The 22,250-nt window shown below is 58.6% G+C and carries 30 protein-coding genes; 7 read left to right on the top strand and 23 right to left on the bottom strand.

What is annotated here, in order from left to right; all coding sequences use genetic code 11:
* Positions 1-44: 44 nt before the first annotated feature.
* Positions 45-215: a hypothetical protein gene (locus IFT66_RS06935; RefSeq protein WP_192077073.1), complete on the top strand. Its 171-nt coding sequence runs from the start codon at positions 45-47 to the stop codon at positions 213-215.
* Here the strand turns inward: IFT66_RS06935 and IFT66_RS23825 are convergent.
* From IFT66_RS23825 to IFT66_RS06865, 14 genes are all read right to left on the bottom strand, one after another.
* Positions 212-454, bottom strand: coding sequence for an HNH endonuclease (locus tag IFT66_RS23825; RefSeq protein WP_342344756.1), 243 nt, complete (start codon positions 452-454; stop codon positions 212-214). The genes IFT66_RS06935 and IFT66_RS23825 overlap by 4 nt on opposite strands.
* A gap of 103 nt (positions 455-557) precedes the next feature.
* Positions 558-740 (bottom strand): hypothetical protein, encoded by a 183-nt coding sequence (locus tag IFT66_RS06925; protein WP_192077072.1) that lies wholly within the window; start codon positions 738-740, stop codon positions 558-560.
* A 44-nt stretch (positions 741-784) separates the two neighbouring features.
* Positions 785-1,957 carry a phage major capsid protein gene (locus IFT66_RS06920; protein WP_192077071.1) on the bottom strand — a complete coding sequence of 391 codons (1,173 nt, stop codon included), beginning with the start codon at positions 1,955-1,957 and terminating at the stop codon, positions 785-787.
* Positions 1,954-2,493 (bottom strand): HK97 family phage prohead protease, encoded by a 540-nt coding sequence (locus tag IFT66_RS06915; RefSeq protein ID WP_192077070.1) that lies wholly within the window; start codon positions 2,491-2,493, stop codon positions 1,954-1,956. The genes IFT66_RS06920 and IFT66_RS06915 overlap by 4 nt, the downstream gene beginning before the upstream one ends.
* Entirely contained in the window at positions 2,483-2,866 is a 384-nt protein-coding gene (locus IFT66_RS06910) for a gene transfer agent family protein (protein WP_192077069.1), read from the bottom strand. The genes IFT66_RS06915 and IFT66_RS06910 overlap by 11 nt, the downstream gene beginning before the upstream one ends.
* Positions 2,856-4,076: a phage portal protein gene (locus tag IFT66_RS06905; protein ID WP_192077068.1), complete on the bottom strand. Its 1,221-nt coding sequence runs from the start codon at positions 4,074-4,076 to the stop codon at positions 2,856-2,858. Before IFT66_RS06905 ends, IFT66_RS06910 begins: the two co-directional genes overlap by 11 nt.
* Positions 4,076-4,474, bottom strand: a complete 399-nt coding sequence (locus IFT66_RS06900) for a hypothetical protein (protein WP_192077067.1) — start codon at positions 4,472-4,474, stop codon at positions 4,076-4,078. Before IFT66_RS06900 ends, IFT66_RS06905 begins: the two co-directional genes overlap by 1 nt.
* Positions 4,475-5,612: 1,138 nt before the next feature.
* Positions 5,613-6,065 (bottom strand): hypothetical protein, encoded by a 453-nt coding sequence (locus IFT66_RS06895; protein ID WP_192077066.1) that lies wholly within the window; start codon positions 6,063-6,065, stop codon positions 5,613-5,615.
* 178 nt (positions 6,066-6,243) lie between these two features.
* On the bottom strand, positions 6,244-6,504 hold the full coding sequence (locus IFT66_RS06890) for a hypothetical protein (protein ID WP_192077065.1): 261 nt from the start codon (positions 6,502-6,504) through the stop codon (positions 6,244-6,246).
* 12 nt (positions 6,505-6,516) lie between these two features.
* The gene (locus tag IFT66_RS06885; protein ID WP_192077064.1) at positions 6,517-7,758 is read right to left on the bottom strand and encodes a hypothetical protein; all 1,242 of its coding nucleotides are present in this window, start codon (positions 7,756-7,758) and stop codon (positions 6,517-6,519) included.
* A complete protein-coding gene (locus IFT66_RS06880) occupies positions 7,755-8,081 on the bottom strand; it encodes a hypothetical protein (protein WP_192077063.1) in 327 nt (108 codons plus the stop codon). The genes IFT66_RS06885 and IFT66_RS06880 overlap by 4 nt, the downstream gene beginning before the upstream one ends.
* 87 nt (positions 8,082-8,168) lie before the next feature.
* Positions 8,169-8,471 carry a hypothetical protein gene (locus IFT66_RS06875; protein WP_192077062.1) on the bottom strand — a complete coding sequence of 101 codons (303 nt, stop codon included), beginning with the start codon at positions 8,469-8,471 and terminating at the stop codon, positions 8,169-8,171.
* 2 nt (positions 8,472-8,473) lie between these two features.
* Entirely contained in the window at positions 8,474-8,677 is a 204-nt protein-coding gene (locus IFT66_RS06870; protein ID WP_192077061.1) for a helix-turn-helix transcriptional regulator, read from the bottom strand.
* Between the two features lie 93 nt (positions 8,678-8,770).
* A complete protein-coding gene (locus tag IFT66_RS06865; protein ID WP_192077060.1) occupies positions 8,771-9,934 on the bottom strand; it encodes a tyrosine-type recombinase/integrase in 1,164 nt (387 codons plus the stop codon).
* A gap of 253 nt (positions 9,935-10,187) precedes the next feature.
* On the opposite strand from IFT66_RS06865, the gene IFT66_RS06860 reads away from it, so the two are divergent.
* On the top strand, positions 10,188-10,466 hold the full coding sequence (locus tag IFT66_RS06860; protein WP_092660549.1) for a hypothetical protein: 279 nt from the start codon (positions 10,188-10,190) through the stop codon (positions 10,464-10,466).
* Positions 10,467-10,529: 63 nt separating this feature from the next.
* Here the strand turns inward: IFT66_RS06860 and IFT66_RS06855 are convergent, their stop codons facing one another.
* Together IFT66_RS06855 and IFT66_RS06850 are read right to left on the bottom strand one after the other, a co-directional pair.
* Positions 10,530-11,189, bottom strand: coding sequence for a peroxiredoxin (locus tag IFT66_RS06855; protein ID WP_092660551.1), 660 nt, complete (start codon positions 11,187-11,189; stop codon positions 10,530-10,532).
* Between the two features lie 281 nt (positions 11,190-11,470).
* On the bottom strand, positions 11,471-11,869 hold the full coding sequence (locus IFT66_RS06850) for a DUF1236 domain-containing protein (RefSeq protein ID WP_062455989.1): 399 nt from the start codon (positions 11,867-11,869) through the stop codon (positions 11,471-11,473).
* Positions 11,870-12,259: 390 nt separating this feature from the next.
* Between IFT66_RS06850 and IFT66_RS06845 the strand changes: the two genes are divergently transcribed.
* Positions 12,260-12,976 (top strand): hypothetical protein, encoded by a 717-nt coding sequence (locus IFT66_RS06845; protein WP_192077059.1) that lies wholly within the window; start codon positions 12,260-12,262, stop codon positions 12,974-12,976.
* 11 nt (positions 12,977-12,987) lie between these two features.
* Here IFT66_RS06845 and IFT66_RS06840 read toward each other — a convergent pair whose 3' ends face one another.
* Entirely contained in the window at positions 12,988-13,653 is a 666-nt protein-coding gene (locus IFT66_RS06840) for a response regulator (protein WP_062455995.1), read from the bottom strand.
* Positions 13,650-15,032 (bottom strand): sensor histidine kinase, encoded by a 1,383-nt coding sequence (locus tag IFT66_RS06835; RefSeq protein ID WP_342344752.1) that lies wholly within the window; start codon positions 15,030-15,032, stop codon positions 13,650-13,652. Before IFT66_RS06835 ends, IFT66_RS06840 begins: the two co-directional genes overlap by 4 nt.
* Before the next feature lie 271 nt (positions 15,033-15,303).
* Between IFT66_RS06835 and IFT66_RS06830 the strand changes: the two genes are divergently transcribed.
* From IFT66_RS06830 to IFT66_RS06820, 3 genes are all read left to right on the top strand, one after another.
* Entirely contained in the window at positions 15,304-15,966 is a 663-nt protein-coding gene (locus IFT66_RS06830; RefSeq protein ID WP_062457946.1) for a phosphatase PAP2 family protein, read from the top strand.
* Positions 15,967-16,015: 49 nt separating this feature from the next.
* Positions 16,016-16,663 carry a nucleoside triphosphate hydrolase gene (locus IFT66_RS06825; RefSeq protein ID WP_430254192.1) on the top strand — a complete coding sequence of 216 codons (648 nt, stop codon included), beginning with the start codon at positions 16,016-16,018 and terminating at the stop codon, positions 16,661-16,663.
* A 146-nt stretch (positions 16,664-16,809) separates the two neighbouring features.
* Positions 16,810-17,448, top strand: coding sequence for a Crp/Fnr family transcriptional regulator (locus IFT66_RS06820; RefSeq protein WP_249406353.1), 639 nt, complete (start codon positions 16,810-16,812; stop codon positions 17,446-17,448).
* On the opposite strand, the gene IFT66_RS06815 is transcribed toward IFT66_RS06820, so the two are convergent.
* Positions 17,445-17,819 (bottom strand): response regulator, encoded by a 375-nt coding sequence (locus IFT66_RS06815; RefSeq protein WP_192077058.1) that lies wholly within the window; start codon positions 17,817-17,819, stop codon positions 17,445-17,447. The two genes, IFT66_RS06820 and IFT66_RS06815, sit on opposite strands and share 4 nt — an antisense overlap.
* Positions 17,820-18,022: 203 nt before the next feature.
* Between IFT66_RS06815 and IFT66_RS06810 the strand changes: the two genes are divergently transcribed.
* The gene (locus IFT66_RS06810; protein WP_192077057.1) at positions 18,023-18,736 is read left to right on the top strand and encodes a Crp/Fnr family transcriptional regulator; all 714 of its coding nucleotides are present in this window, start codon (positions 18,023-18,025) and stop codon (positions 18,734-18,736) included.
* Positions 18,737-18,745: 9 nt separating this feature from the next.
* Here IFT66_RS06810 and IFT66_RS06805 read toward each other — a convergent pair whose 3' ends face one another.
* The 4 genes from IFT66_RS06805 to IFT66_RS06790 form a co-directional block, all read right to left on the bottom strand.
* The gene (locus tag IFT66_RS06805) at positions 18,746-18,976 is read right to left on the bottom strand and encodes a DUF6894 family protein (RefSeq protein WP_062456007.1); all 231 of its coding nucleotides are present in this window, start codon (positions 18,974-18,976) and stop codon (positions 18,746-18,748) included.
* A gap of 99 nt (positions 18,977-19,075) precedes the next feature.
* Positions 19,076-20,311: a peptidase T gene (pepT, locus tag IFT66_RS06800; RefSeq protein WP_192077056.1), complete on the bottom strand. Its 1,236-nt coding sequence runs from the start codon at positions 20,309-20,311 to the stop codon at positions 19,076-19,078.
* A 125-nt stretch (positions 20,312-20,436) separates the two neighbouring features.
* A complete protein-coding gene (locus IFT66_RS06795; RefSeq protein WP_062456012.1) occupies positions 20,437-21,717 on the bottom strand; it encodes a TRAP transporter large permease in 1,281 nt (426 codons plus the stop codon).
* A complete protein-coding gene (locus IFT66_RS06790; protein ID WP_062456015.1) occupies positions 21,717-22,238 on the bottom strand; it encodes a TRAP transporter small permease in 522 nt (173 codons plus the stop codon). The genes IFT66_RS06795 and IFT66_RS06790 overlap by 1 nt, the downstream gene beginning before the upstream one ends.
* Positions 22,239-22,250 lie beyond the last annotated feature (12 nt).

Here is a 22,250-nt window from a genome sequence, read left to right as displayed (position 1 = left end):
TACCCGGGGATGTGGCACTGCTGACTCACGGACAGGAGATCGATATGGACAACGACCAGATCCTCAGCGCACTGAATTCCATCCTTGAAGATGTCGAGTCGTTTGAGGCGGACATCACGAACGGCGATCGCGACGATCAAAGACAGAGACAGACAGACGTCAGGCACATCAAGGATGAAGTGAAGCGTCTGATCAAACGGATCGAGCAAGACTAACGCTTGCCCCATGCCTGACTCTGGTCACGTGCCGTGCGTCTGCTATGACATGGGCCACACATTGCCCTGAGGTTGCCCTCTGCGAGCCTCAGGTGCGGTGCCTCGCGGATGCTCTTGATGTGGTCGACGTGCGTGGCCTTGGCACCGCATACGCAACACGTTGGATGCGCCTTGAGGAAGGCGTGCCTTAACCTCCACCAGTCCTTGTCATAGCCGCGGCTTTCAGGTGTGCCTCGCACCTCGTCGTTGCGCTTCTGGGTGGGAACTACTCGCGCCTGCTCATGCGGGCACTTCGCACCCTTTGGCACGCTGCACCCGCATGGTGTGATACGGTTGGCCACGTCAGGGCTTACCCGTGCGCTTAGGCTTGGCAGGCGTGGCTTCCTCGACGAACGAGACGAGACCACGCTCTTGCAGTTCCTTTGCCTCGTAGCGAGACACGGTGAAGGGCTCGCTCTTAGCGGTCTTTAGACCAGAGCCGTTGTCGAAGGTCCGTAACGCCTGGACGGTAATAGTGTCGCTCATTTCCATCTCCTTGAAAGAAGGGGAGCTGAAGCTCCCCATCGTTGTTAAGCGGATGCAAGCGTGCCGACGACGAACGCCTCAGGGCGATAGACGGCGAGGGCGATGCGTTCCTCCACGCGGACTGTCAGAAGATTCTTCTCCCAGTCATCGGCGTTCTCACTCGAGATTTCGACGCGGGCCTGCCAACGGTCGAAGACCTGGGCGGCGATACCGAAGGCTCCCGTGAGGAACGTGCCGGCAGCCATCGCAGTCGTTTCAACAACCGGAATGCCCCAAAGGTTCTTGCCGTTGTTGATGCTCGGGTTCGAAACGATATACCGGCCTTCGTTGTCCTTGGTCAGGTCGATCGCTGCCCAGTCCGACGGATGCAGGATGATGCCGTCCGCCTCATATTCGGCCAAGCGAACCTGCAGCATAGCCAACCGGATTCGGTCGATATATGTCGCGTCCTGCGGGACGAATGCAGGGGCGAATGCGCTTGCCTGTGGGACGATACCGGCGATGTTCTGGCCGGTGCCGGAACCGTTGAGCAGCTGGTTCTCTTCAACCGTCTTCAGGCCATAGCGGCCCATGACGTCGATCTGGGACGAAAGCGCGGGGCTATCTTCCATGATCTGCTTCGACGCCTTGAACAGATGCGCCAGCGTGCGAACCGGAGCTGATACAAGGTCGAAGGTGAGGTCGGAGTACGGCTTGGCCGCGCCTTCCGCGACTGTTGCCGCTGCATTGGTGAAGCCAGTCTGCTTGACGTACTCGATGCTGGCTGCATCGGTAGAGCCTGGCGCGATGAGGTCGCGGAGCGTCATACTGCGCTGTGGTGGTGCAACGATGCCCGCAACCCGCATTGCTGGGGCAAGCGACGTACCAGCAGAGCGGCCGGCGCCGACAGAGGCGTTGGCAGACGTGATTGCCTTCAGGTCGATGTGTGCACGTCCCTTGGCGCGAGAATCAACTAGCGCCTTGAAGCCGTCGCTCTCGACGAGCAGTTCGCCGGCAGACTTGTATTCATCGGCATCCACGTCGCTACCGCGATTGAGCTTCGCCTCGATGCCGTCGAGACGTTCGACCAGCTTCTTTTCAGTCTCGGCCTTAGCTTTGACTTCGCTTGTCAGAGTGTCGAGAGCGGTCTTGACCTCGGCGGCCGGGTCGTTGTCGTTGGCGGCGGCAGCGGATTTTGTTTCCAGAACGAAAGCCCGTGCGGAATTGGTGTTGGTCATTTGGAATCCTTCATGGTGGCGACGGCAGCGTTGAGGCTTGCGGCAATGTCGCGGAGGGTGTCTTGTTCGTAGTGCTTGACGGATGAGACCGTCGCGGAGGGCAGCATGGGGAAAGTGACCACGCTGATTTCATGAAGCTCGATCTCGTCGAGCAGACGAACGCCTTTTTCGCGATCGATACGGTGCTGTTTGGCGCGATATCCGATCGACATGGAGTCCAGCGCGCCAGCCTTCATCAGGGCATGCGTCTCGCGGCCTTTGACCGTCTCAAGGATAAGCTTGCCGCTGACTTTAAGGCCTTTGGCGTCCTCGATGATCTCGGTCCAGATACCGATAGGTTCTGACTGGTTGTGGTCGCGTAGCATCTTGACGCGCGCGGCCGACTTGACCTCCAGAGACTTTCTAAAGGCGCCTGGCTGAACGCTATCCGATCCGAGATCCACCTCGTTGAAAACGGATGCGTAACCGCTGAAGGCGCCATCGTCGCCGACGGCTTTGATGTCGATTTCGATAGGTGCGAGTGTTTTAGTCTGCATTTGAGACCTCCTGTTCGGGCTCGGCTGTTTCGATAACCGTGCCGTCGTCAGGCGCACCGAAAAGGGCAGCTGCGGAGACAGCTAGCGCGATCGGAAGCGTCTCGGTGACAGGATGACGGTCGAAGTATGCGCTGACGAGCCGGTGAGCGTCCGCTGGACTTGTGCCACCACCGATGAGACCGAGCCGGATGGTTTCGCGGAGCTCGACAACACGGAACTTGCCATCGCGGAGCCGGCCAAAATAACTCATCACTGAGCCAACGGTCGTCTCCAGTTCGATCAGTAGTCGCCATTGGTCGTCGACCAAATCGAACGTCTTCTCGCCGTCGCCGAAGAACTCGACAACTGCTGTCTTGCTTGCACTATGCGGCAACGGCAGACTCCTTTTGTGGTGGTGGGTTGTCGTTGGCCGGCTTGGCAACGTCGATGGCGGGGTTGGTGTAGGTGTCACCGCCTGGGTACGGAGGCAGATCAATCCACGTCCTTGCTTCGTTCGGGCTCATTGCCCTTGATGAAACGAAGCCAGAGATTGCCGTCGCTCTGGAGACGAGATCGGCGCGGGTCAGGTCGTCGCGGTCGAAGAGGATGCGGTGCGTCTTCTGTTCGTCTTTAGTGAGCAGTGCACGCGAAAGCCCGCCTTCGAGCGATTTCAGCCAAGGCTCAAGGCTGTAGGACAGGAACTCACGGCCCATCATCTCCACGTTGTTGAACTTGCCGCTCTCCAGATCGAACAACATCGATGGCGGAACGCGGAATGCTCGGCAGATCTCAATAATCTGGAAGCGGCGGTTCTCCAGATATTGTGCGTCTGTGGAGTTGAGCGCCATCTGGGCATACGTGGCGCCTTCATAGAGCACTGCTGTTTTCCCGGAATTCTGCGAGCCGCCGAATGCCGCCTTCCAACCCACCAACATCGCCTTGACGCCATCGGTGCCGAGCTTGTTCGGGGTCTGGATAACGCCGCCAGGTCGAGCTCCGTTGAGGAACAGGTTGGCGCCGTGGTTCTCCATCTCCCACGCAAAACCGATTGCCTTGCGAGCGAGCGTCACGGGACTCTTCGAGAATGCTCCGCGGATATGGATCACGTCCGCCGACTTGATGGTCTTGCCGGCGCGGGTGTACGTTGGCTTGCCATCGCCATCCGCTCGGTACGATACGGAGATGGCACCGTTGCCGTACTTCAGGATTTCGAACGGCTTGCCCTGGACTCGGTTAACCCACGCGAAGCCGCCCTGGTCGTTAGTCAGTGCCTCGACGATCAGGGCCCGGATCAGTTCGAAGCCAGAAGTCCACTCGTTGGCGCTCTTGTTGAGAAGAGACCAAGCGGGATGCTCTTCATCGTCTTCCCAGTTGTTTCCCTTGCGCCGCTGCACCTTGATGTCCAGCGTGGCGGCGGCTTCCGACAGAAGGCGGATTGCCGACTGAACGGCCGGCACCGTAAGAGCCTTTGTTGTCGACACTCCGCAGTCGCCAGGATCCCCGCCATTCCAAAAGTTCGACAGCCAGTCCTCGGGGTTAACCAGGCCGGATGTCACGACTTCCTTGACCTCCTCGACGGGTGCGGTCTTGCTGAACCAACCCATCAATTAGCCTCCTCAAGATAAACAACCGCAGCACGTTCGATCAGGCCGACCGCGAGCGATCGAAGAGGTAGGATGGCGCCGCTGTCGGTCGTGAAGTCCGGATCGTTGATGATCTCAAAGCCATGGGAACCGGCACCGTGCCGAATGACCAGCCGCTCACCGTTCGGCAATGCCTCGTCCATCGCGTCGGCAATGTCGCGGGCCTCGTGCATGGCGCTGCGTACCGGCACGCCAAACCGGGTCATCTCCCTGACGAGCAGGAAAAAGTAAGCGTCCTGGCAGGATAGAAAGACGCGGTTCGCTTTCTTGATGCCGGTGAAGTCATTGAAGGGTACGCGAGCGAGCCAGGTCCGCAGTGTCATTTCAGGAACGCCGATCAGGTCGGCAGCCTCTGACACGGCAAAGCTTGCCCGCCTCCAGAAGGAGGGCAGGTTCATCTTTTAATTGTCCTTGTTGATTGCCGAAAACGGCGTTGGGTAAAAAAGCAGCCGCCCGACGCAGCGGAGGAGCGCGCGTCGGGCGGAGATCTACCGCCTCAAAGGGGACTAAGGGCGGGATGGTATCGTCGCCAGTTCATCCGTGGTCGACAATATGAATCCGCCGCGGGGCGTGCCGTCGGTTAGCGGCACGTTTTCACGTCATGCGGCGAGCCGCGGCGAAACTGGGAATTTGTGTTCTCACCCATAGGTGATCTGAAACGGCGTGGGGGTCCGTCCCTATAATAAAGGTCCGAAATTAGCACCGCGAGTCCGTACTCACCCATTGGGGCGCTGAAACGGCGTGGAGGTCCGCCATGCGACGGGCCGCGGCGAAACTGGGAATTAGAAAAGGTCTCTCACCTATTACGCACCTGAAGCCGTTTGGGAGGCGCTAATAGGCTGTTCTGTAGACGTCAGCGCTGAAAGCTAAATCAAATCAACAGAATTGCGCGTTGGGACACGAAGCGTGTTTCGTACCCCCTCATATATATACTCTGCGAAAAGGGGCTTTTTGGCCATTTTTGCGTAAACCATTGATGTTGGCTCATTTTATCCAATGATTGCGGTGGCTAGAATTTGGAAACCGTATTCAGGTGAGGCCTGTCAACGGCGGTGGACAACCTGCCAAAAAGCGAATGCTTCCAGTCACTAAGGTTGTTCAGAGCCTGTGGATAACTTTTTTATCGCACGAAAAAGCGCAATGTTTTCTGTGTGAAAAGCTGTGGAAATCGCAGCTTCCTCTTTCGCCAAAGGCTGTCTGGTGCGAAAACAAAAAACGGCTCCAGACGAATCGGGAGCCGTTGTAGACGGTCTTAGGCGGTTAGGCTTGCCGCGAACGACTCACCTACCGCTACGGACGTAGTCTGAGCAACTCGTTTATAGCGCCACTTTCCCACTCACGCAAGCCAAACGGAACTTCGTATGGACGACCTCCGGATGGTCGTGGTGATCACGGCTGGCCTTTTATCTATCGTTGTCTCGCTACTAAAGCTTCGTGCTTATTTGCGGCGACGATGACCTTTGAAATCGGACGCGGCGGGTTGCCTGCCGCGTCTCTCTACGCCGCATCCCAGTTCACCGACTTCGGTCGTTTCTCTCGGAATGGCACATTGATGTCTTTGAATCGTGCTGCCGCCCTAGTCTCCGCCCTAAGTAGCTCGACCTTCTTTTCAAGGTAGCCGATGCGTGCCGCTGCAGCCCGAAGTTCCTCCTGCAGCGCCTCGGCCGCATGGATGGCGCAGCATGCAGCGGATAGCCTTCCTGCCGCCCATGCGCGCTGCTGGGCCGCTGTCCCATATGGCCCCGATACTCCGGCGTCCTCCAGTGTCTCGCCGTCCACGAGGCAACGTCGGGCGATATCGAGCAGGTCGAGAGAGTCGAGGCCGGCGTGAAACATTTGCGCACCAGATTCCACCCACCGTGCTGCCGCCTGGGTAACTTCCCACTCCCGGCTGCCGAAGGTGATGACGGGGAATGCCTGCCGGATGTTCTTTCGTGCTTGGGCGTTCATGCTGTCCTCCTTGATGGGTGGTTGTCGTTGGCGGCTAACTGTCCACCGTGGAAAGATGCCAGTCTCCTAAGCTCCGCGACGATTTCGGACTTCTCTTCAAAATACCTGTGCGGATCTCGATGCGAAGGTGCCAACCGCTGCAGCCGATCGGCTAGGTCATGGAGTTCTGAGGCGACGGTCATGCCGCTTGCTTTTCACGAAACACGGTACGCTCGACGATGGGATATATTTCGCCATCGCCATCTGCGTCCTCAATGATCACGATGAAGCGCATGACCTCGTCGTCGTCATCGTACACGCCGACAACCTGCACCGGGCGGCCTTCATCGTTAAATGCGTCGAACGGGCGTATTGCCATCATGCGCGCAGGACGCTTCTTCTCTGCGGCAGCAACACCGTCGCGGACTGCCTCTGACATCAGTGTATAATCAATTTCCATATCGGAAATTCCTCAGGCGGCGCGCGCATAGGAGATGGCAAGCCGCCTGTCGACGCGGATCTCCATCGGTTTGTATAGAATCTCGTCGGTGTCGGTTATCTCGCCCAGGTCGAGAACAGCCGCGAATCGCTCGATGAATCCCTTGCCGCGTTCCTCGACCTTCGGGTCAGGGTGGCGGAAAAAGAACGTATGGGTAAAGTCGACTGGATAATTTGCGCCGGGGTTCTCACACTGAAGCGTGAGGACCACCCGTTGCGTATGTTCGTCATCATTGTAGACTTCAGCGTCAACCACCTGGCCGCGCCACTTACCGAAAGGCGAGAACGGACCTACATCACTGATTGGCTCGTATCGGCCATCGTCATCCTCCTCGACGTACTCCGGCGGCTGGTTATCATTAACTGCAGCCAATTCCTTAGCAGCCTTAGGCTTGGCATTCGCCTTGGCTTTCGCGATTGCGGCTCCTTTGGAATCGCCATGCACGATAGGGAGGTCTTCAAGCCAGCGCTTGCCGGCCAGCCAGTTCGCTGGCTCTGGGATCCATTTCCGGTCAACGTCATGCTTGGCGTAGTGGGCAGCCCACTCTGCCGCCACTTCGATGATGATGTCAACGTCATAAAGGATCTTTGCCCATTCCGCCTCGGCCTTCTTGATTCCATGCTTGCGGGGCCAAACTTTCCAGAACTCTTCGAATCCGTCTCCGCCTCCCGATGCCGGTCCCGCTACGGTGCCCGCAAGGGCATCCGTGGGCGGCGCCACCGGCGCGGCTTCGAACTTCTTTCCCACTACATGTAAGCCCGCCTGTAGGCGGCTTTCAGTAGGTGGGGACTCCGTGAAGTATGCTTCACCACTAAGGGGGTCTAGAGGTGAGCCGTGGTTCACTACTGTGGTGAACTCTGCTTCACTACTAGAGTTATCACTCCTAGTGGTGGTGGCGTCTTCACCTCTAGCGAAATTCAGCCCGTACCGGGTGCCTCTGGTTCCAGCCCCCAACTCAAGAACCGATATGTATCCAGCCTCGATCAGGCGGCGAGTGGAATCGATAGTGGCGCGGCGCGTGAGGCCAGACATTGCGCCTAGCAGCGCGTGGCCGGCAAGGGCAGGAGCGTCGGCGTCATACTTGCTTCCGTAGCGGTCGCAGAGCGCCATTAGGACAGCTATGTCACCTGTGCTGAGCCGCTTGTTATCACGCGCTGCTGCACGGACCAGCTTCCACTTCTGGAGGAAGCGGGACTCTTTCTTTTCGTCGCTCATACTTGAGCCTCGCGGCCAGCGCGCCATTCTACGCCTCGCTGGAGGCACGGAACGTACATCGCCCGGCCTTCCTCGGTGCGTCCGACTTCCTTGATGAAGCCGTTGTCAATCGCGCCGCGGATGGTGTTCCACATCGTCTTCCTGCCGACGCCGTACTTGTCTGCCAGGGTGTTCGTGCGGAGGATGGCGAAGCCCTGCTCATGCCACTGGTCGAGCACAAGAGCAGGGATGCGGAAGCCGTTGCGGGTCTTAAGGCAGTACGCGCCGGCTGACACGTAATCGGTGTATAGGCGGTATGTGTCTTCTGTTATTTCTTCGGTCATCTCGATCCTTAGGAGAGAGGGCGCAGGGGAGCATTCCCGCCGACTGATGCCGGCGGGTTGATCGTTCGGATGGTGGTGGAGAGGGCGTTAGGTCTGGTTGAATTCCCAGATCGCGGTGTCGATCTCTCCAAGAGTAAGGTCAGCAAAAGCCTTACCTGCGGCCTCCCTTACGTCGGACTTGGAAATTCCCGCATCCGCTGCCTTCGTCAGAAAGACCAGAAGGTCAGACCTTCTGTCATCAGTGTGCGGGATGCTCAATCTCCATCCTGACTCCCCAGCGATCAGATGCAGGCGCGGGCTGGTGATGCCCGCTGCTTCGGCTTTATTCTTAAGGCGCAAAGCTGCTTCGGTATCGGTCATCATCGCTTCAAGCTTTTCAAAGTTGCTCATGCTCATGCCCTCCCTGCGATCCGAGAATCGATCCAAGCCTCAACCTCGGCACGCACAAAGGCGATGCGACGGACACCGAGTTCAACGGGTTTTGGAAACTGACCTTCCGCGGCCATGAGCGCTAGCAGTGACCGAGAGAGGCTGGTAGCGGCAGCGGCTTCCTTGGGGGATATGAGGCGCGGGCGGTTATCGTTGGCGGCTTGCATTTGTTCTCCTCCTATTTGTTGATGGGCGTTTTTCGGGGCGCTCTGAATTATCCTCCGCCCCGACAGAATTGGTAAGGTTTATTCGCATTGACGCTATTGAGCGCAGTAGCTTTCCCATTCGTTCATCAGCACTCGGCGCTTCTCCAGCGCGTCCGAACGGCGGTAGGCTGCCTCTGTTCTGTCCTTTAGAGTATGCGCTAGCGCGGCCTCGATGACATCACGAGCGTGGCCCGTTTCATCCCCTGCCCAATCTCGGAAACTGCTCCGAAGACCATGCAACGTCGCCTTTTTGTCACCTGAAGCTGATCTCAATGACTTAGTCATCGCGGTATCGCTGATCGCGGTCCCTTCTTTGCCCCCCTCAAATACCAGTGCGCCGGTTCGCGCCTCTAGCCTTGTCGTGAGGATCTCGACGGCTCGCTTGGTGAGCGGGACTCGATGTTCTTTCCCGGCCTTCATCCGTTCCGCGGGCACTATCCAGAGGCCAATCTCTAAGTCGAACTCGGACCAGACGGCGCGCCTTACCTCCCCCGATCGTGCCGCCGTGAGGCAGGCGAACTCTACAGCGCTAGCTGAGACGGACGACGACTGCTGAATCTTCGTCATCATTGCCGGCACGTCACGAAAGGCCAGCGCAGCATGATGCCCTCGACTCAACGTCTGCCGCTCGGAGAGGAGATGCTCGAGAGCACCTCGCCACACGGCCGGATTGTCGCCCTTGTACAAGCCGCGGGCCTTCGCGTGGTTGATCACACTGGCAATCCGCATCCTCGTGCGATTTGCGGTCTCAGGGATTGTTTCCCATATGGGCTGCAGGACCCTAAGAACGTCGTCGACTGTAATCGACGCAATAGGCTTGGAATGCAGATCCGCAGCATATGTCGTCAGGGTCATTGACCACTGGTCGCGATGCTTTGCGTTCCGGAACGATTTGATCTTCACCGCGATTGTGTCGTCCATCATGTCTTTGAACGTCACAACTTTCTTCGTGCGGTCAGCCTTCGGATCCTCGCCCCTAGCGCGAACTTCGCGGATTGCTTCCGCTTTCTGCCTAGCCAGCGCCAGAGAGACAGGCTTGGTTCCCGATCCGTAACCGCCGAGACCCATCTCTTTCCGCTTGCCGGCATCTATGTACACGAACAAGAACTGTTTGGATCCGCCTGGACGAACCCGAAGCCACAGCCCGTCGCCATCGCCGTAGATCCCCGGCTGATCTAAAGCCTTGCATGTCTTTTCGGTGAGCTTGTGTCGCGCCATCGCTGCCTCTCTGCCATAAGATCTGGCCTAAAGGTATTAGTGAGAATGGCAAACACCAACCCAAGATGTAGTGTTTTTATCGCTGTTGGCACTAATGCTTGTGAAACAGCGGACATCTTCTCCGCCATTATTTTCCCAGATCGTTTCGTCTCGACATCTTTTCTGGGAACTTTTGCACCTTCAGAAAGATAAGTCAGGAACCACCTCGCGACGTACCCGTTGATAGTCATTCACCTATCAAGAAGGATACCCCATGGCTCGCGATATTTCCTCCGACATCGATCGTCTGTCCGATCAGCTCGCCGACCTGCGTTCGGCTCTCATGAAACAGGCCAGCTCTTCGGCAAGCGAGGCATCCAGCTATCTCGCGCCGCGTGCCCGCCAGGTGGCGCGGCAGTTGCAGCACGGCAGCCATGACATTTCGGAGGTCGTACGCCGCAACCCGGGTACCGCAACCGGCGCACTCGTCGGCGCGCTTGCGATTGGAGCCGCAATCGGCTTCCTTCTGTACACTGCCGCTGAGCGCGATTAATTAGACCTGAAACAGGCGCATGGATTTCTTCCATGCGCCTGTTTTCACATTTGGACCTTAGGCTCAGGCCGACGGCTGTTTCGTCTTGCGCAGATACGGAAGAACCGTGTCGAACGATCCAAAGCGCGCAAGCGCATCCTCATTCGAAACCCCTGCCGTAATGATCACATCGTCGCCCTGCTGCCAGTTGGCGGGCGTTGCGACCTGATGCTTTGACGTCAGCTGGATCGAATCGATCGCCCTCAAGATTTCATTGAAATTGCGACCTGTTGTCATCGGGTAAGTGAGGATCAGTTTGATCTTCTTGTCTGGACCGATGACGTAGACGGAACGTACCGTCGCGTTGTCTGCAGGTGTGCGGCCCTCAGACGATGACCCGGCGCTTGCCGGCAGCATGTCATAAAGTTTCGCGACGTTGAGATCCTTGTCGCCGATCAACGGATAATCGACATCGTAGCCAGTTGCCGTGCGAATATCGTCCTTCCACTTGCCGTGGCTTTCGACAGGATCGACCGAGATGCCGACGATCTTGACGCCGCGCTTGGTGAATTCGCCTTCGAGCCCCGCCATCGTGCCGAGTTCGGTGGTGCAGACGGGCGTGAAGTTCTTGGGGTGGGAAAAGAGAACCGCCCAGCCATCGCCGATCCAGTTGTGGAATTCAATCGTGCCTTGGGTTGTTTCGGCAGTAAAGTCCGGGGCGATGTCGTTGATACGCAGGCTCATGATGAAGTCCTCCAGTGCTTTTCGCATTGTGATCGGTGACGGCGACATATCCGGTCGGGCGCCGCCTTTGGGCCACCTTAGATATTAGCGGTCGGCCCACTGAATACCACCACGTTTGTTCCAAATTGCGAGCGAGATGGGGCGAAAAGTTGCGCATCGAGTAACGATATCGAAGTCGCATTGCGCGGTCTGAGTTCGTCGCCGATGACCGGCATCTGAATGCAAATCAGCCCCGCATTCCTTTCGGAAGGCGAGGCTGACGGGAAATCCTTCGTCCGCAATTAGCGGATGATCTGGACGACCTTACGGGTCTGCGGATCGACGATCACGCGTTCCTCGTTGACGACCGTGTAGGAATATTCCGGCGCTTCTGGGATCTGCGAGAGAACGACGGTTTCAGGAACCGCCTGGCCGACCACGATGCGCTCCTTGACGACGACGCGTTCGGTTGGCATCGGCTGCTGCTCGACATAGGTGACGACGCGCTGCGGCGGCGGATCGATTGCGCTGCCGACGATCGCGCCAGCGACGCCACCAACGGCTGCGCCGACTGGTCCGCCGACGATTGCGCCGGTAACCGCGCCGCCTGCTGCACCATTAACCGTGCCCTGCTGCGCCATAGCGACCGGCGCAATGCCGATGCTGAGAAGGGTAGAAAGAACGAGGATCTTCGTTTTCATAACGTTTACCTTTCGATGCCTGCGACGGGACCGGCCCGGCAGTTTTATGTTCCGCCAGATGCAACGGTCGTTTTCGACCCGTTCTGGATGAGTATGGCGATGTCCTGATACCCAAAAGGATAATGTGTTCAGCGCCTTGCTACGACCTGACAATGGCCGAGCGGATGGTTCGTTCCAGCCATTGGGCTTCAGTCCTGTGCGGTATGGGACCAAAGGCTGAGACATGGCGGATCTCGCCGAAGAGACGGAAAAAACGGAACAATTCCGGCGGCCGGTGGATTTCAAATACTCAGTGCACCTGCGCAGGCGGGAGGCTGACACCTCATGTGGCAAGAGGCCGCTAAGACGGGCATTGCGCCGGTTGTCACGGCATATTTGAAGAGCCAACAGATGATCACACGCCGAGACATACTCACCGCCGTCACCACCGCAGCATTCGTCACGGTGTTTCTGCCTGCGCAGCTTCGTTTCGATGTGGCGTCGGATGGAATGCTGATCGGGATCGCCCAGGCACAGGCGCAAGGCAATGGCGGTGCAGGGTCTGGGGGCGGAGCCGGCGGTAATGGTGGCAAGGGAGGCTCGGGTCAGGGTGGCTCGGGGCAAGGTGGTTCTGGCTCGGGTGGCTCTGGTCCCGGTGGCTCTGGCCCAGGTGGTTCAGGCCCAGGTGGTTCAGGCCAAGGCGGGTCAGGGCAGGCCGGCGGCTCAGCGGGTGACGGCGCGGATGGCGGATCGAAGGGTGACGGGGGCAAGGGCGGCTCTGGTAGCGGTGCGCCGGGAGAGGGCAATCGCGGGGACGCGCAAAATGCCGGAACGTCGGGGACACCCTCGGATGCTCCGGCGAATGGAGCCGTGACTGATGGACCGCAGAACACCGGCACCCAAAAGGACAATGCGATCGGAACGACACCCGAGACACCGGACGTCTCGGCCGAAGGACGGAAGAAGACCTCTAAGAATTCGCGCTCGCTGTTTGTTCGTCATGCGAACGGAACCACTGAGCGGATCTCAGGCGATCGGTACGAGATGCGGGATTCACGGCAAAGACCGATCGTGAACCGCGAGGCCACACGATCGGACCGAAAGAGACTTGAGACGCTAAGCCGCTAACGGATACCGCACTAGGCTGCTCCGCCCGTCCGACTTTCGGTCGCGTCGCGAAGGGCCAGCGCTGCTTCGGTGCGGTTGGAGACTTTGAGTTTCGACAGAATGCGCGTCATGTGGTGCTTGACCGTCTTCTCATGCAGATCGAGCAGTTGCGCCACCCGCTTGTTGCTGAGACCCGATGCCACGAGGTTGAGGACTTCCTGTTCGCGATCCGTCAATTCCGCCATCAGATCCTGCTTGGCGGCATTTTCCCGTTCCTTTGCCATGCCGGCGAGAAGCCGGGCGGAGAGGCTAGGGGCCAGGTAGGGTTCTCCAGAGGCAACGGTGCGGACGACATCGGCCAGTTCGCGGGATCCGATGCCTTTCAGAACATAGCCTTTGGCTCCAAGCTTCAGGGCACCTGCAATGTCCTCGTTGGCTTCCGATACGGTCAGCATGACGATCTTGATAGGGGGCCAGGCCTCGACGGCGCCGGCAACGGCCTGCAGTCCGTTTCCGGGCATCGAGATATCCATCAGCATCACGTCGGGGCGTATATGCTCGACGATATGAAGCGCCTCGTCCTTAGAGCCACCTTCCGCCACGATCTCGAAACCCTCCATTTCAGAGAGGCTGCGGATCACTCCCTCGCGAAACAGCGGGTGATCGTCGATGACGGCTATTCTGGTTGGGGCTTTCATACATGCTCCGATTCATGAACGTTCAGCGACATTCTGACCGTTGTTCCACGAGAAGACGTCGCGAGATCAAAGGTTCCCCCGAGGCTTTCAATCCGCTCCCTGAGACCAGCGATCCCTAATCCTTCCGGCCTCATAGTGGATTTGTCGAAGCCGGGTCCATCGTCGCTTACCTCGACAATGATCATGTTGCTTTCGTAGGTTTGGGTGACTGTCTGGTTTGCGCCAGCGGCGTGCCTGTATCCGTTGTTCAACGCTTCCTGGACAAAGCGGTAGATACAGATCTTGGCGGAAGGAAGAAGCGGTCTGGCGGGCGATGCGATCTTGAGGTCAACGGTCGCCGCAGTCCGCTCGCGGTGAGCGCCAACGACCTTTTCGAGGATTTCCGGCACAGCTGCCGTTTCGATCTGCGGCAGGACAAGCCCGCTGCAGATGCTGCGGATCTCATCCATCGCTTCCTGCAGGCGCGCCTTGATTGCAGCAATCTCCGCTTCCCGGACATCGCGGGGAGCTTCCGGATCGACCAGGAGCGCGCTGTCGACGCGCAGCGCCGCGTAGGCGACAAGCTGGGCCGGACCGTCGTGCAGGTCGGCACCCAGCCGCCGCAGGTAGCCTTCGTTCAACGCTGTTGCGCGTTGCGACGCGCGCTGTGCACGGCTGTGCAAGGTCCTGTTCTGGGTCAGCAGGCTCTGCAGGTCCACCACCCGCTCCGTGAGGCTGCGCTGCTGCGCCTCAATCATCCGGCTGCCCTTGAAGACGATCGCCGACAAAAGCAGGAAGAACGTCGTCGTGACCCCGGCGACGGCCAGCCAGCTCTGAAGGCGCGCCTGCGACAGGCTTTGCTGGAAATCATCGGCGATTTCGTAGAATTCCGTGACCGCGATCACCTCGCCGGACCACGGCTGCAGAATCGGATTGTAGATTTCGAGAAGCGGCTTTCCGAAACTGCGCTGATCGAAACTTTCGGCATCATCGACATAGTCGAACTGTGCGACCATCTTGCCGGAAAAGGCTGCGGTCAGATCCTTGCCCGGCGGGAAACGTTTGCCCTGGATCGTTTTGTCCGTCGCATAGAGAACGGTGCCGTCTGCGCGCCAGAGCCTGAAGGAGACGACCTGCTTCCCGAGAGCGCCCTGACCGAAGGTTTCGTCGAGAACCCGGTTGGTCACGTCGTCGAGCGTGTCCGTTGTCTTGAGATCCGGCAGGATCGGCGCAATGATGCTATCGACATAGAGTGCGGTGGTGGCCGCAGAATTGCGTGTGACCGCGTCCTCGATGAGGTTCGTCACGAAGGCGCCGACCAGCAGCATTGCAACGATGGACACGATGCCGCCGGCAAACAGGAATTGCCGCGCCAGCGTCTGTTGGTTCCAGCGTTCCAAAATTCCTGTCTTCAGCAATGCCCCGGGGCCTCGATTGATCGAGCCATACCTATGGCAGCCGAAAGCAGGATCAATTGTGGCCGTGACGCGAAAGGAGCGATGATGCCTCCACAAGACATTCTTTGTGCACCTTCTTTGCCTTCACGTCTCTCCTGCCTATCTGTTGCAGCAATGAAACCGACAACAACGTCGTCGCCATCGCGGCTGATGATGCAAACCCGGAGACGATGCCGTGCTGCAACGCCTGAGAACGATCATTGCCGAGCGGTTCATGACGTTTGAGCCTCTTGGCCTGATCATGTTCTCACTCCTGGCCGGTAGCCTCTTCCTGTTCATCAGCCTGACCGGTATCGTGATCGATGGCGAAACGCACGAATTCGACGAACGGATCCTGCTTGCTCTGCGCCAGGCAGGCGACCCTTCGGTGCCCATCGGGCCCTACTGGCTGACCCATGCCGTTGGTGACATCACCGCGCTTGGCGGCATTACCGTGCTATCGCTTATGACCGTGCTTGCCACGATCTATCTTCTGCTCGCGGGTCGCCGCTCGATCGCCGTCTTCATGTTTCTATCCATTCTCGGCGGTTGGCTGCTCAGCAACCTTCTCAAGCTGGGCGTGGCGCGGCCAAGGCCGGACATCGTACCGCATCTCGTCAATGTCCACGACCTGAGCTTCCCGAGCGGGCATGCGATGCTTTCGGCGGTGACCTATCTCACCCTTGCGGCGCTGCTGTCACGTGCCGAACAATATCGCTCGACCCGCATCTTTTTCCTCGCGACCGGCATCCTGCTGACCCTGCTGGTCGGTCTCAGCCGCCTCTATCTGGGCGTTCACTATCCAACAGACGTGATGGCGGGGTGGTGTGCGGGTGCAGCCTGGGCTGCCGGCTGCTGGATTGTCGCGCGACGGTATATTTCGTCACGCGCATCTTGAATGAAACGACCGCGTCGGGAATGAGTGGGCAAACGAAAAGGCAATAGCGATGGCGGACATGCAACTCGACCAACTGTGCGACCTTATCCTGAAGACGGAGGAGGGAAAGTCTCGCTCGCTCATCGCGGTCGCTGGACCACCCGGAGCGGGGAAGTCGACACTGGCCGACATTCTGGCATCCAAGCTCTCCGGACGCGGGGAGACAGCCGAAGTCCTGCCGATGGATGGTTTTCACATGGACAACGGCATTCTCGAGGAGCGCGGATTGCTCGCCCGCAAGGGGGCGCCCAATACGTTCGACCTGCGCGGTTTTATCGATGTCGTCCAGGCCGTGAAAGCGGCCGAAGATGAAGTGCTCGTGCCCGTGTTCGACAGGTCGCGCGAACTGGCGATCGCTGCGGCACGGGTCGTCTCGCCACGCCATCGGTTCATCGTGATCGAGGGCAACTATCTTCTGCTGGGCGAGGGTGGCTGGGAGCGTCTTGCACCGCTGTTCGACTACCGGATCCTGCTCGCCCCGCCGGTCGAGGAGCTGCAACGGCGTCTGGAGGCGCGATGGACGTTCTACGGTCTGTCCGGCCAGGCCTTCGAAGACAAGATCCACGGAAACGACATGCCGAATGTTCGGTTGGTGCTGGAAAAATCGAAGGGCGCCGATCTGGTTCTCGAAAGACTGGATCTCGAAGCCGCACGATAAGTGCTCCCGGGGGGCTACACAGATCGACTTCGTGATCCAAATATAACATGGTAACGATCACAGAGGACGGGTGAAAACCAATGCGATCACCCAACACGCTGCTATCCCTGTTGTCCGAGGACGACTACTCGCACGCGGAACGCTGCATGGAGGAGCTCGAATTGCCACAGGGCATGCTCCTTTCCGGACCGGACGAAGTCGACCGATACTGCTATTTCCCCTATTCGGGGATTGGGTCGACCGTCGCGATCTCTGCGCGCGGCAAGCAGTCCGAGATCGGACTGTTCGGGCGGGAAGGCATGTCTCCCGCGTCGGCGATACTGGGATCCGATCGCAACCCGTACAAGGTCATCATGCAGGTTCCGGGGCACGGCGCACGCATTGAGGTCGGGCAGCTGGTTGACCTCATCTGGAGCAGGCCGGAGATACGCCGGGTCTTTTTCCGGTGGGCGCATGTTTCTTCGGTGCAGGTTGCTCTGACTGCGCTGACCAATGCCACCCAGACGATTGAGCAGCGTCTGGCCCGATGGATCCTGATGTGTCACGACCGCACGGGCAGCGACGAAGTCAACCTCACACACGAATTCCTGGCAATCATGCTTGCCGTCCGGCGTCCGAGTGTAACGACCTCGCTGCATGTGCTCGAAGGTCGGCAAATGATCCATTCGTATCGGGGAACGATTGTCGTGCGAGACCGTCCGGCGCTGGAGAAACTCGCAGCCGACTGCTATGGCGGAGGTGAGGTTGAATATCAGCGCGTGATGGAGATGTCAGCGTCAGTCTAAGCTCTGGCTGAAACCGCGGCGAGCTTCTGCTCGACGACGGAAACGACGAACGCTGGATCGGCCGGCTTGTCAATCCAGACGCCATCGCTGAAGAGTTCGTTTTCCCAGTCCTGCGGCTTTTCACTGCCCGAGTAGACCACGAATGGGATGCGAGCGTCATGCAACACTTGGATGACCGCATAGCAATCACCATCGGTCAGATGAAGATCAAGAATGACAATGCTCGGAACATTCTTCTGCAGCCATTCCAGCGCAGCTTGTTTCGAGCGCAGATTGATAACGTTATTCAGCCCAGCAGCCCCGAGCGCGTCCTCGATATCCAACGAAATGAGCGGCTGATCTTCAAGCAATAAAATCATATGTTTCGACAAACCAGTTCCAAAGGGTCACTGTGTTGAAAGCGCGGATTCGTTCTAATCAATTTGCTTCGGACTTTGTCCGTTGGTCTGATAGCGTACCGACGTTGGGAAGCGGGTTGTCTCGCTTATTTTATGGACATAGATGGAATCATTCTATTCAGGCGGAGATATCTCCATAGGCCGAGCAGGCTGGTCTCTGCCTTCAAGGGTTGGCGATGGGTTACATTCAGAAAGATACGGTCCGGAATTCGCTTCTCCGGCTGATGCCCCGAGAAAGCTTCGAAGCAATTGCGCCGCATCTCGAACATGTCGATCTTCCGCGTGGAACCGAGCTATCGGCTCCGAACGAAACGCCCCTGCACGCCTATTTCCCGGAATCCGGTATCGCCTCGATTGTGGCGAGGTCTCCGCAAGGGCAGCATGCGGAGATCGGAATTTTTGGTCGCGACGGAATGACCCCCACGGCGATGGTCCTTGACGCGGAATCGGACCCCTATTCGATCTTTATGCAAGTGGAGGGCCGTGGTTACCGTCTGGCCTCAGATCAGTTGAAGCTGGCTCTGAAGGATCGCGCCTGTCTCAACCTTCTGACGCGCTACAGCCAGGCCCTGTCGGTCCAGGGGGCCTACACGTCACTGTCCAACGCCGTCCATCACATCGACGAACGTCTGGCCCGGTGGATCCTGATGTGTCACGATCGGACCGACGGCGACGAGATCAGCCTTACCCACGAATTCCTCTCGATCATGTTGGCTGTCCGCCGACCGAGCGTGACGACGGCACTGCATCTGCTCGAAGGTCGCAAGCTGATCTACTCCGAGCGTGGCATGATCATCGTCAGAGACCGTAGCGCACTCGAGGATTTCGCCAAAGATGCCTACGGGGAATGCGAGCGGGAATACGAGCGTCTGATCGGACCCTTGAGGTAGAAGTCGACCTCAGTTTGTCGCAGCCGGCAGGGAGAACTCCCCAACCTTCGTTCCCTTGTAGTCGCGAACTTCAATCATTGGTGAGACGGAAGGACGACCCTGTCGCAACCGGTCGGCCATGATTTCGCGCGCAGACGCCTCGGCCTCAGCCAGGGCGCTTGGAAGATCCGGAAGATCGTTGCCTTCTTCGTCTTCGATCAAATCTTTGCCGTCACGAACGTGGAAATAAAATCGGGGCATGTGGGTACCTAGCGAGCTTTTTATTCATACCCGCGAGGCTCGCTTAGGTTCCAGATCCGTGTTCATGTCGGCAAAGACTGTACGGTTGCGTACATAGGCTCAGGCGCGCTCTTCCCAGAGCTTGGCCAGTTCAACGATCGTGTCGACCGCCTTTTCCATATCCTGGCTGCTGACCCATTCCAGCGGGGAGTGGAATGCATGGCCGCCGGCAAAGATGTTGGGGCAGGGCAGGCCCATGAAGGACAGCCTTGAACCGTCAGTGCCGCCGCGGATGCTGCCGCGCTTCGGCGTCAGACCGGCCCGCTTGATCGCTTCGATCGCATTCTCGACGATCTCAGGATGACGGTCGAGCACCAGCTTCATGTTGCGATACTGCTCGATGACGGTGAACGTGTAGGTCGAACCGGGATAGTCGTGCATGACGTCCTTGACGATATCCTCGAGCAACGTCTCCTTGGTCTTCAAACCCTCGTCGGCGAAGTCCCTGATGATCAGGCTGATCTTTGCCTTTTCCATGCTGCCGCTCAGATCCGTCGGATGGATGAAGCCGTCCCGGCCTTTCGTCGTTTCCGGCGCCATGTGTTTTGGCAGGCGATCGACGATGGCGCCGGCGATGCGGATCGCGTTCTCCATCTTTCCGTAGGCGAAACCGGGGTGGATCGCGACGCCGGTGATGGCGATCTCGACCGCGTCGGCAGAAAACGTCTCATCCTCGATCGTGCCGACTGTTTCGCCATCCAGCGTATAGCCAAAATCGGCGCCGAGTTTTTGAATGTCGACCTTTTCCACACCGCGCGCGATCTCTTCGTCGGGCGTGAACAGGAGGCGGATCGCGCCGTGCTTGATGTCGGGGTTGTCGATCAGGTATTTCGCGGCCGTGACGATTTCGGCAAGGCCCGCCTTGTCGTCGGCCCCGAGAAGCGTCGTGCCGTCGGAGGTGATGATGTCGTGGCCGATCTGGTTCTTCAGTTCCCTGTGCTCGCTCTCGCGGATCACACGGGTCTCACGGCCGGGAAGCGCGATATCGCCGCCCTGGTAGTTACGGATTACCTGCGGCTTGACATCGGTGCCGCTGAAGTCTGGTGCCGTATCCATATGCGCGCAGAAGCAGACGACGGGCACGTTGTTCTTACCCGTATTGGACGGCACCGTTGCATAGACATAGCCGTGTTCGTCGAGATGCGCGTCTGAGAGGCCGATCTCCAGCAGTTCTTCGACCAGAACACGGCCGAGCGTCAGCTGTTTCGAGGTCGATGGCTGGGTGGGTGAGGAGGCATCCGACTGGGTATCGATGACGACGTATCGGAGGAAGCGGTCGGTAACGGTATCGGTCATGAGCAAATATCCGGATCAAATCAAAGTCGGACTGTAGCCTGACATCTCCAAAATGCAAAAGGTCCCGTGCTGGACGGGACCTTTGATTTCAGGAGCGATGACTATCCGACTTGAACAGCCTCGGCCTACTTGAACAGAGCCGGCAGCCAGAGCGACAGGCCGGGGATATAGGTGACCAGCAGCAGCACGAAGATGCTGGCGCCAAAGAACGGCCAGATGGTCTTCATAGCTTCGCGGATGGTGATGCCGCCCACCGCGCAGCTGACGAAGAGCACGGTTCCGACCGGAGGCGTGTTCAGTCCGATACCGGCGTTGAGGATCATTACCACGCCGAAATGGACGGGATCGATGCCGAACGCCTTGACGACCGGCAGCAGGATCGGCGTTGCGATGATCACCATCGGCGCCATGTCCATGAACGTGCCAAGCACCAGCAGGATGATATTGATCATCAAGAGCACGATGATCGGATTGTCAGAGATGGCCGAGATCGCGGCGATGATCAGCGTCTGCACCTGCAGGAAAGCCATCAGCCAGCCGAACGAGGCAGCCATGCCGATCACCAGCAAGACCATTGCCGTGGTGCGGACAGCACCCATAACCGCTTCGACGAAACCATCCCAGTTCAGTTCGCGATAGACGATCATCGCGACAAGGAAGGCGTAGAGTACCGCGATGCAGGAGCTTTCCGTTGCCGTGAACACGCCCGAGCGGACACCGCCGAAAATGATGGCGATCAGGAGGATGCCCGGGAGCGACGCCAGGAAGTAGTAACCCACACGCCTGAAGCCGGGGAACGGGTCCGCCGGGTAACCGCGCTTGACGGCAACCCACCAGGCCGTGACCATCAAGGCGGCGGCGAGAAGCAGTCCGGGAATGATGCCCGCGGTGAAGAGATCGGCGACGGAGACATTGCCGCCGGCTGCGATCGAATAAAGGATCATGTTGTGCGACGGCGGGATCATCAGCGCGATGATCGCAGCATTTGCCGTCACGTTGACAGCATAATCCCGGTCATAGCCGCGAGCTGCCATCTGCGGGATCATCAGGCCGCCGACCGCCGAAGCGTCGGCCACCGCAGAACCGGAAATGCCACCGAACAGGGTCGAAGCGACCACGTTGACCTGGCCGAGGCCACCCCGCATGTGGCCAACCAGGCCGGCCGCAAAGCGGATCAGCCGAGTGGCGATACCGCCGCGTACCATCAGGTCGCCTGCGAAGATGAAGAACGGGATCGCCATCATGGCAAACACGTTCATGCCGGAATTCATCTGCTGGAAGACGACGATCGGGGGCAGGCCGATATAGAGCACTGTCGCGAAGGATGCGATGCCGAGGCAAAATGCGATCGGCATCCCGATGATCATCAGAAAGGTGAAGGCGCCGAAAAGAATAGTATAGGCCATTATGCGGCCTCCTGCACAAGTACGTCCGCTGCGATTTCCTCGCCGATCGCGACGTCGATGAAACGTTCGAGTGAAAAGATCGATATCATTGCGCCACCGACGATCATCGGAAAGAAATCCGTACCGCCAGGCCATCCGAGAACGGGGATGCGCGCCGTCCATGTCCCGATCGCCAGAAGCGACGAGTAATAGGCCATGCCGATGCCAAACAGCACGATCAGTCCGAGGCTGAGCAGGTCCATGGCCCGCTGGATGGCCGGCGGCATGATGTAGCGAACAACGTCGAGCCCGAGATGGACGCTTTCGCGAACACCGACCGCAGCGCCAAGCATGATGAACCAGGACATCAGATAGAGCGACAACGGCTCCGACCAGCTGGGACTATCGTTGAGAATATAACGGCTGAAAACCTGCCAGCCGACGATCAGGGTCATCGAGACCATGCCGATACCGGCGATCCACAATGATGATCGGCTGATCATGCTAAGAACAGGTCTTATCGCCTGCATGAAATTTCGCATTGTCCCGTCCTC

This window comes from Rhizobium sp. CFBP 13726 (genome assembly GCF_014841925.1).
In the GTDB taxonomy this organism is placed as follows: Bacteria; Pseudomonadota; Alphaproteobacteria; order Rhizobiales; family Rhizobiaceae; genus Neorhizobium; species Neorhizobium soli.
Note: the sequence above shows the minus strand (reverse complement) of the source record. Positions and strands in the feature narration are given on the sequence as shown.

Coding starts and splice junctions, on each gene's coding strand:
- IFT66_RS06795 (WP_062456012.1), bottom strand. CDS start 21,717: ATGGCCTATACTATTCTTTTCGGCGCCTTCACCTTTCTGATGATCATC.
- IFT66_RS06875 (WP_192077062.1), bottom strand. CDS start 8,471: ATGAGCAACTTTGAAAAGCTTGAAGCGATGATGACCGATACCGAAGCA.
- IFT66_RS06810 (WP_192077057.1), top strand. CDS start 18,023: ATGGGTTACATTCAGAAAGATACGGTCCGGAATTCGCTTCTCCGGCTG.
- IFT66_RS06895 (WP_192077066.1), bottom strand. CDS start 6,065: ATGAACGCCCAAGCACGAAAGAACATCCGGCAGGCATTCCCCGTCATC.
- IFT66_RS06845 (WP_192077059.1), top strand. CDS start 12,260: ATGATCACACGCCGAGACATACTCACCGCCGTCACCACCGCAGCATTC.
- IFT66_RS06920 (WP_192077071.1), bottom strand. CDS start 1,957: ATGACCAACACCAATTCCGCACGGGCTTTCGTTCTGGAAACAAAATCC.
- IFT66_RS06820 (WP_249406353.1), top strand. CDS start 16,810: ATGGAGGAGCTCGAATTGCCACAGGGCATGCTCCTTTCCGGACCGGAC.
- IFT66_RS06880 (WP_192077063.1), bottom strand. CDS start 8,081: ATGACCGAAGAAATAACAGAAGACACATACCGCCTATACACCGATTAC.
- pepT (WP_192077056.1), bottom strand. CDS start 20,311: ATGACCGATACCGTTACCGACCGCTTCCTCCGATACGTCGTCATCGAT.
- IFT66_RS06790 (WP_062456015.1), bottom strand. CDS start 22,238: ATGCGAAATTTCATGCAGGCGATAAGACCTGTTCTTAGCATGATCAGC.
- IFT66_RS06850 (WP_062455989.1), bottom strand. CDS start 11,869: ATGAAAACGAAGATCCTCGTTCTTTCTACCCTTCTCAGCATCGGCATT.
- IFT66_RS06855 (WP_092660551.1), bottom strand. CDS start 11,189: ATGAGCCTGCGTATCAACGACATCGCCCCGGACTTTACTGCCGAAACA.
- IFT66_RS06840 (WP_062455995.1), bottom strand. CDS start 13,653: ATGAAAGCCCCAACCAGAATAGCCGTCATCGACGATCACCCGCTGTTT.
- IFT66_RS06915 (WP_192077070.1), bottom strand. CDS start 2,493: ATGCAGACTAAAACACTCGCACCTATCGAAATCGACATCAAAGCCGTC.
- IFT66_RS06905 (WP_192077068.1), bottom strand. CDS start 4,076: ATGGGTTGGTTCAGCAAGACCGCACCCGTCGAGGAGGTCAAGGAAGTC.
- IFT66_RS06860 (WP_092660549.1), top strand. CDS start 10,188: ATGGCTCGCGATATTTCCTCCGACATCGATCGTCTGTCCGATCAGCTC.
- IFT66_RS06935 (WP_192077073.1), top strand. CDS start 45: ATGGACAACGACCAGATCCTCAGCGCACTGAATTCCATCCTTGAAGAT.
- IFT66_RS06830 (WP_062457946.1), top strand. CDS start 15,304: ATGACGTTTGAGCCTCTTGGCCTGATCATGTTCTCACTCCTGGCCGGT.
- IFT66_RS06890 (WP_192077065.1), bottom strand. CDS start 6,504: ATGGAAATTGATTATACACTGATGTCAGAGGCAGTCCGCGACGGTGTT.
- IFT66_RS06805 (WP_062456007.1), bottom strand. CDS start 18,976: ATGCCCCGATTTTATTTCCACGTTCGTGACGGCAAAGATTTGATCGAA.
- IFT66_RS06825 (WP_430254192.1), top strand. CDS start 16,016: ATGGCGGACATGCAACTCGACCAACTGTGCGACCTTATCCTGAAGACG.
- IFT66_RS06865 (WP_192077060.1), bottom strand. CDS start 9,934: ATGGCGCGACACAAGCTCACCGAAAAGACATGCAAGGCTTTAGATCAG.
- IFT66_RS06870 (WP_192077061.1), bottom strand. CDS start 8,677: ATGCAAGCCGCCAACGATAACCGCCCGCGCCTCATATCCCCCAAGGAA.
- IFT66_RS06925 (WP_192077072.1), bottom strand. CDS start 740: ATGAGCGACACTATTACCGTCCAGGCGTTACGGACCTTCGACAACGGC.
- IFT66_RS06885 (WP_192077064.1), bottom strand. CDS start 7,758: ATGAGCGACGAAAAGAAAGAGTCCCGCTTCCTCCAGAAGTGGAAGCTG.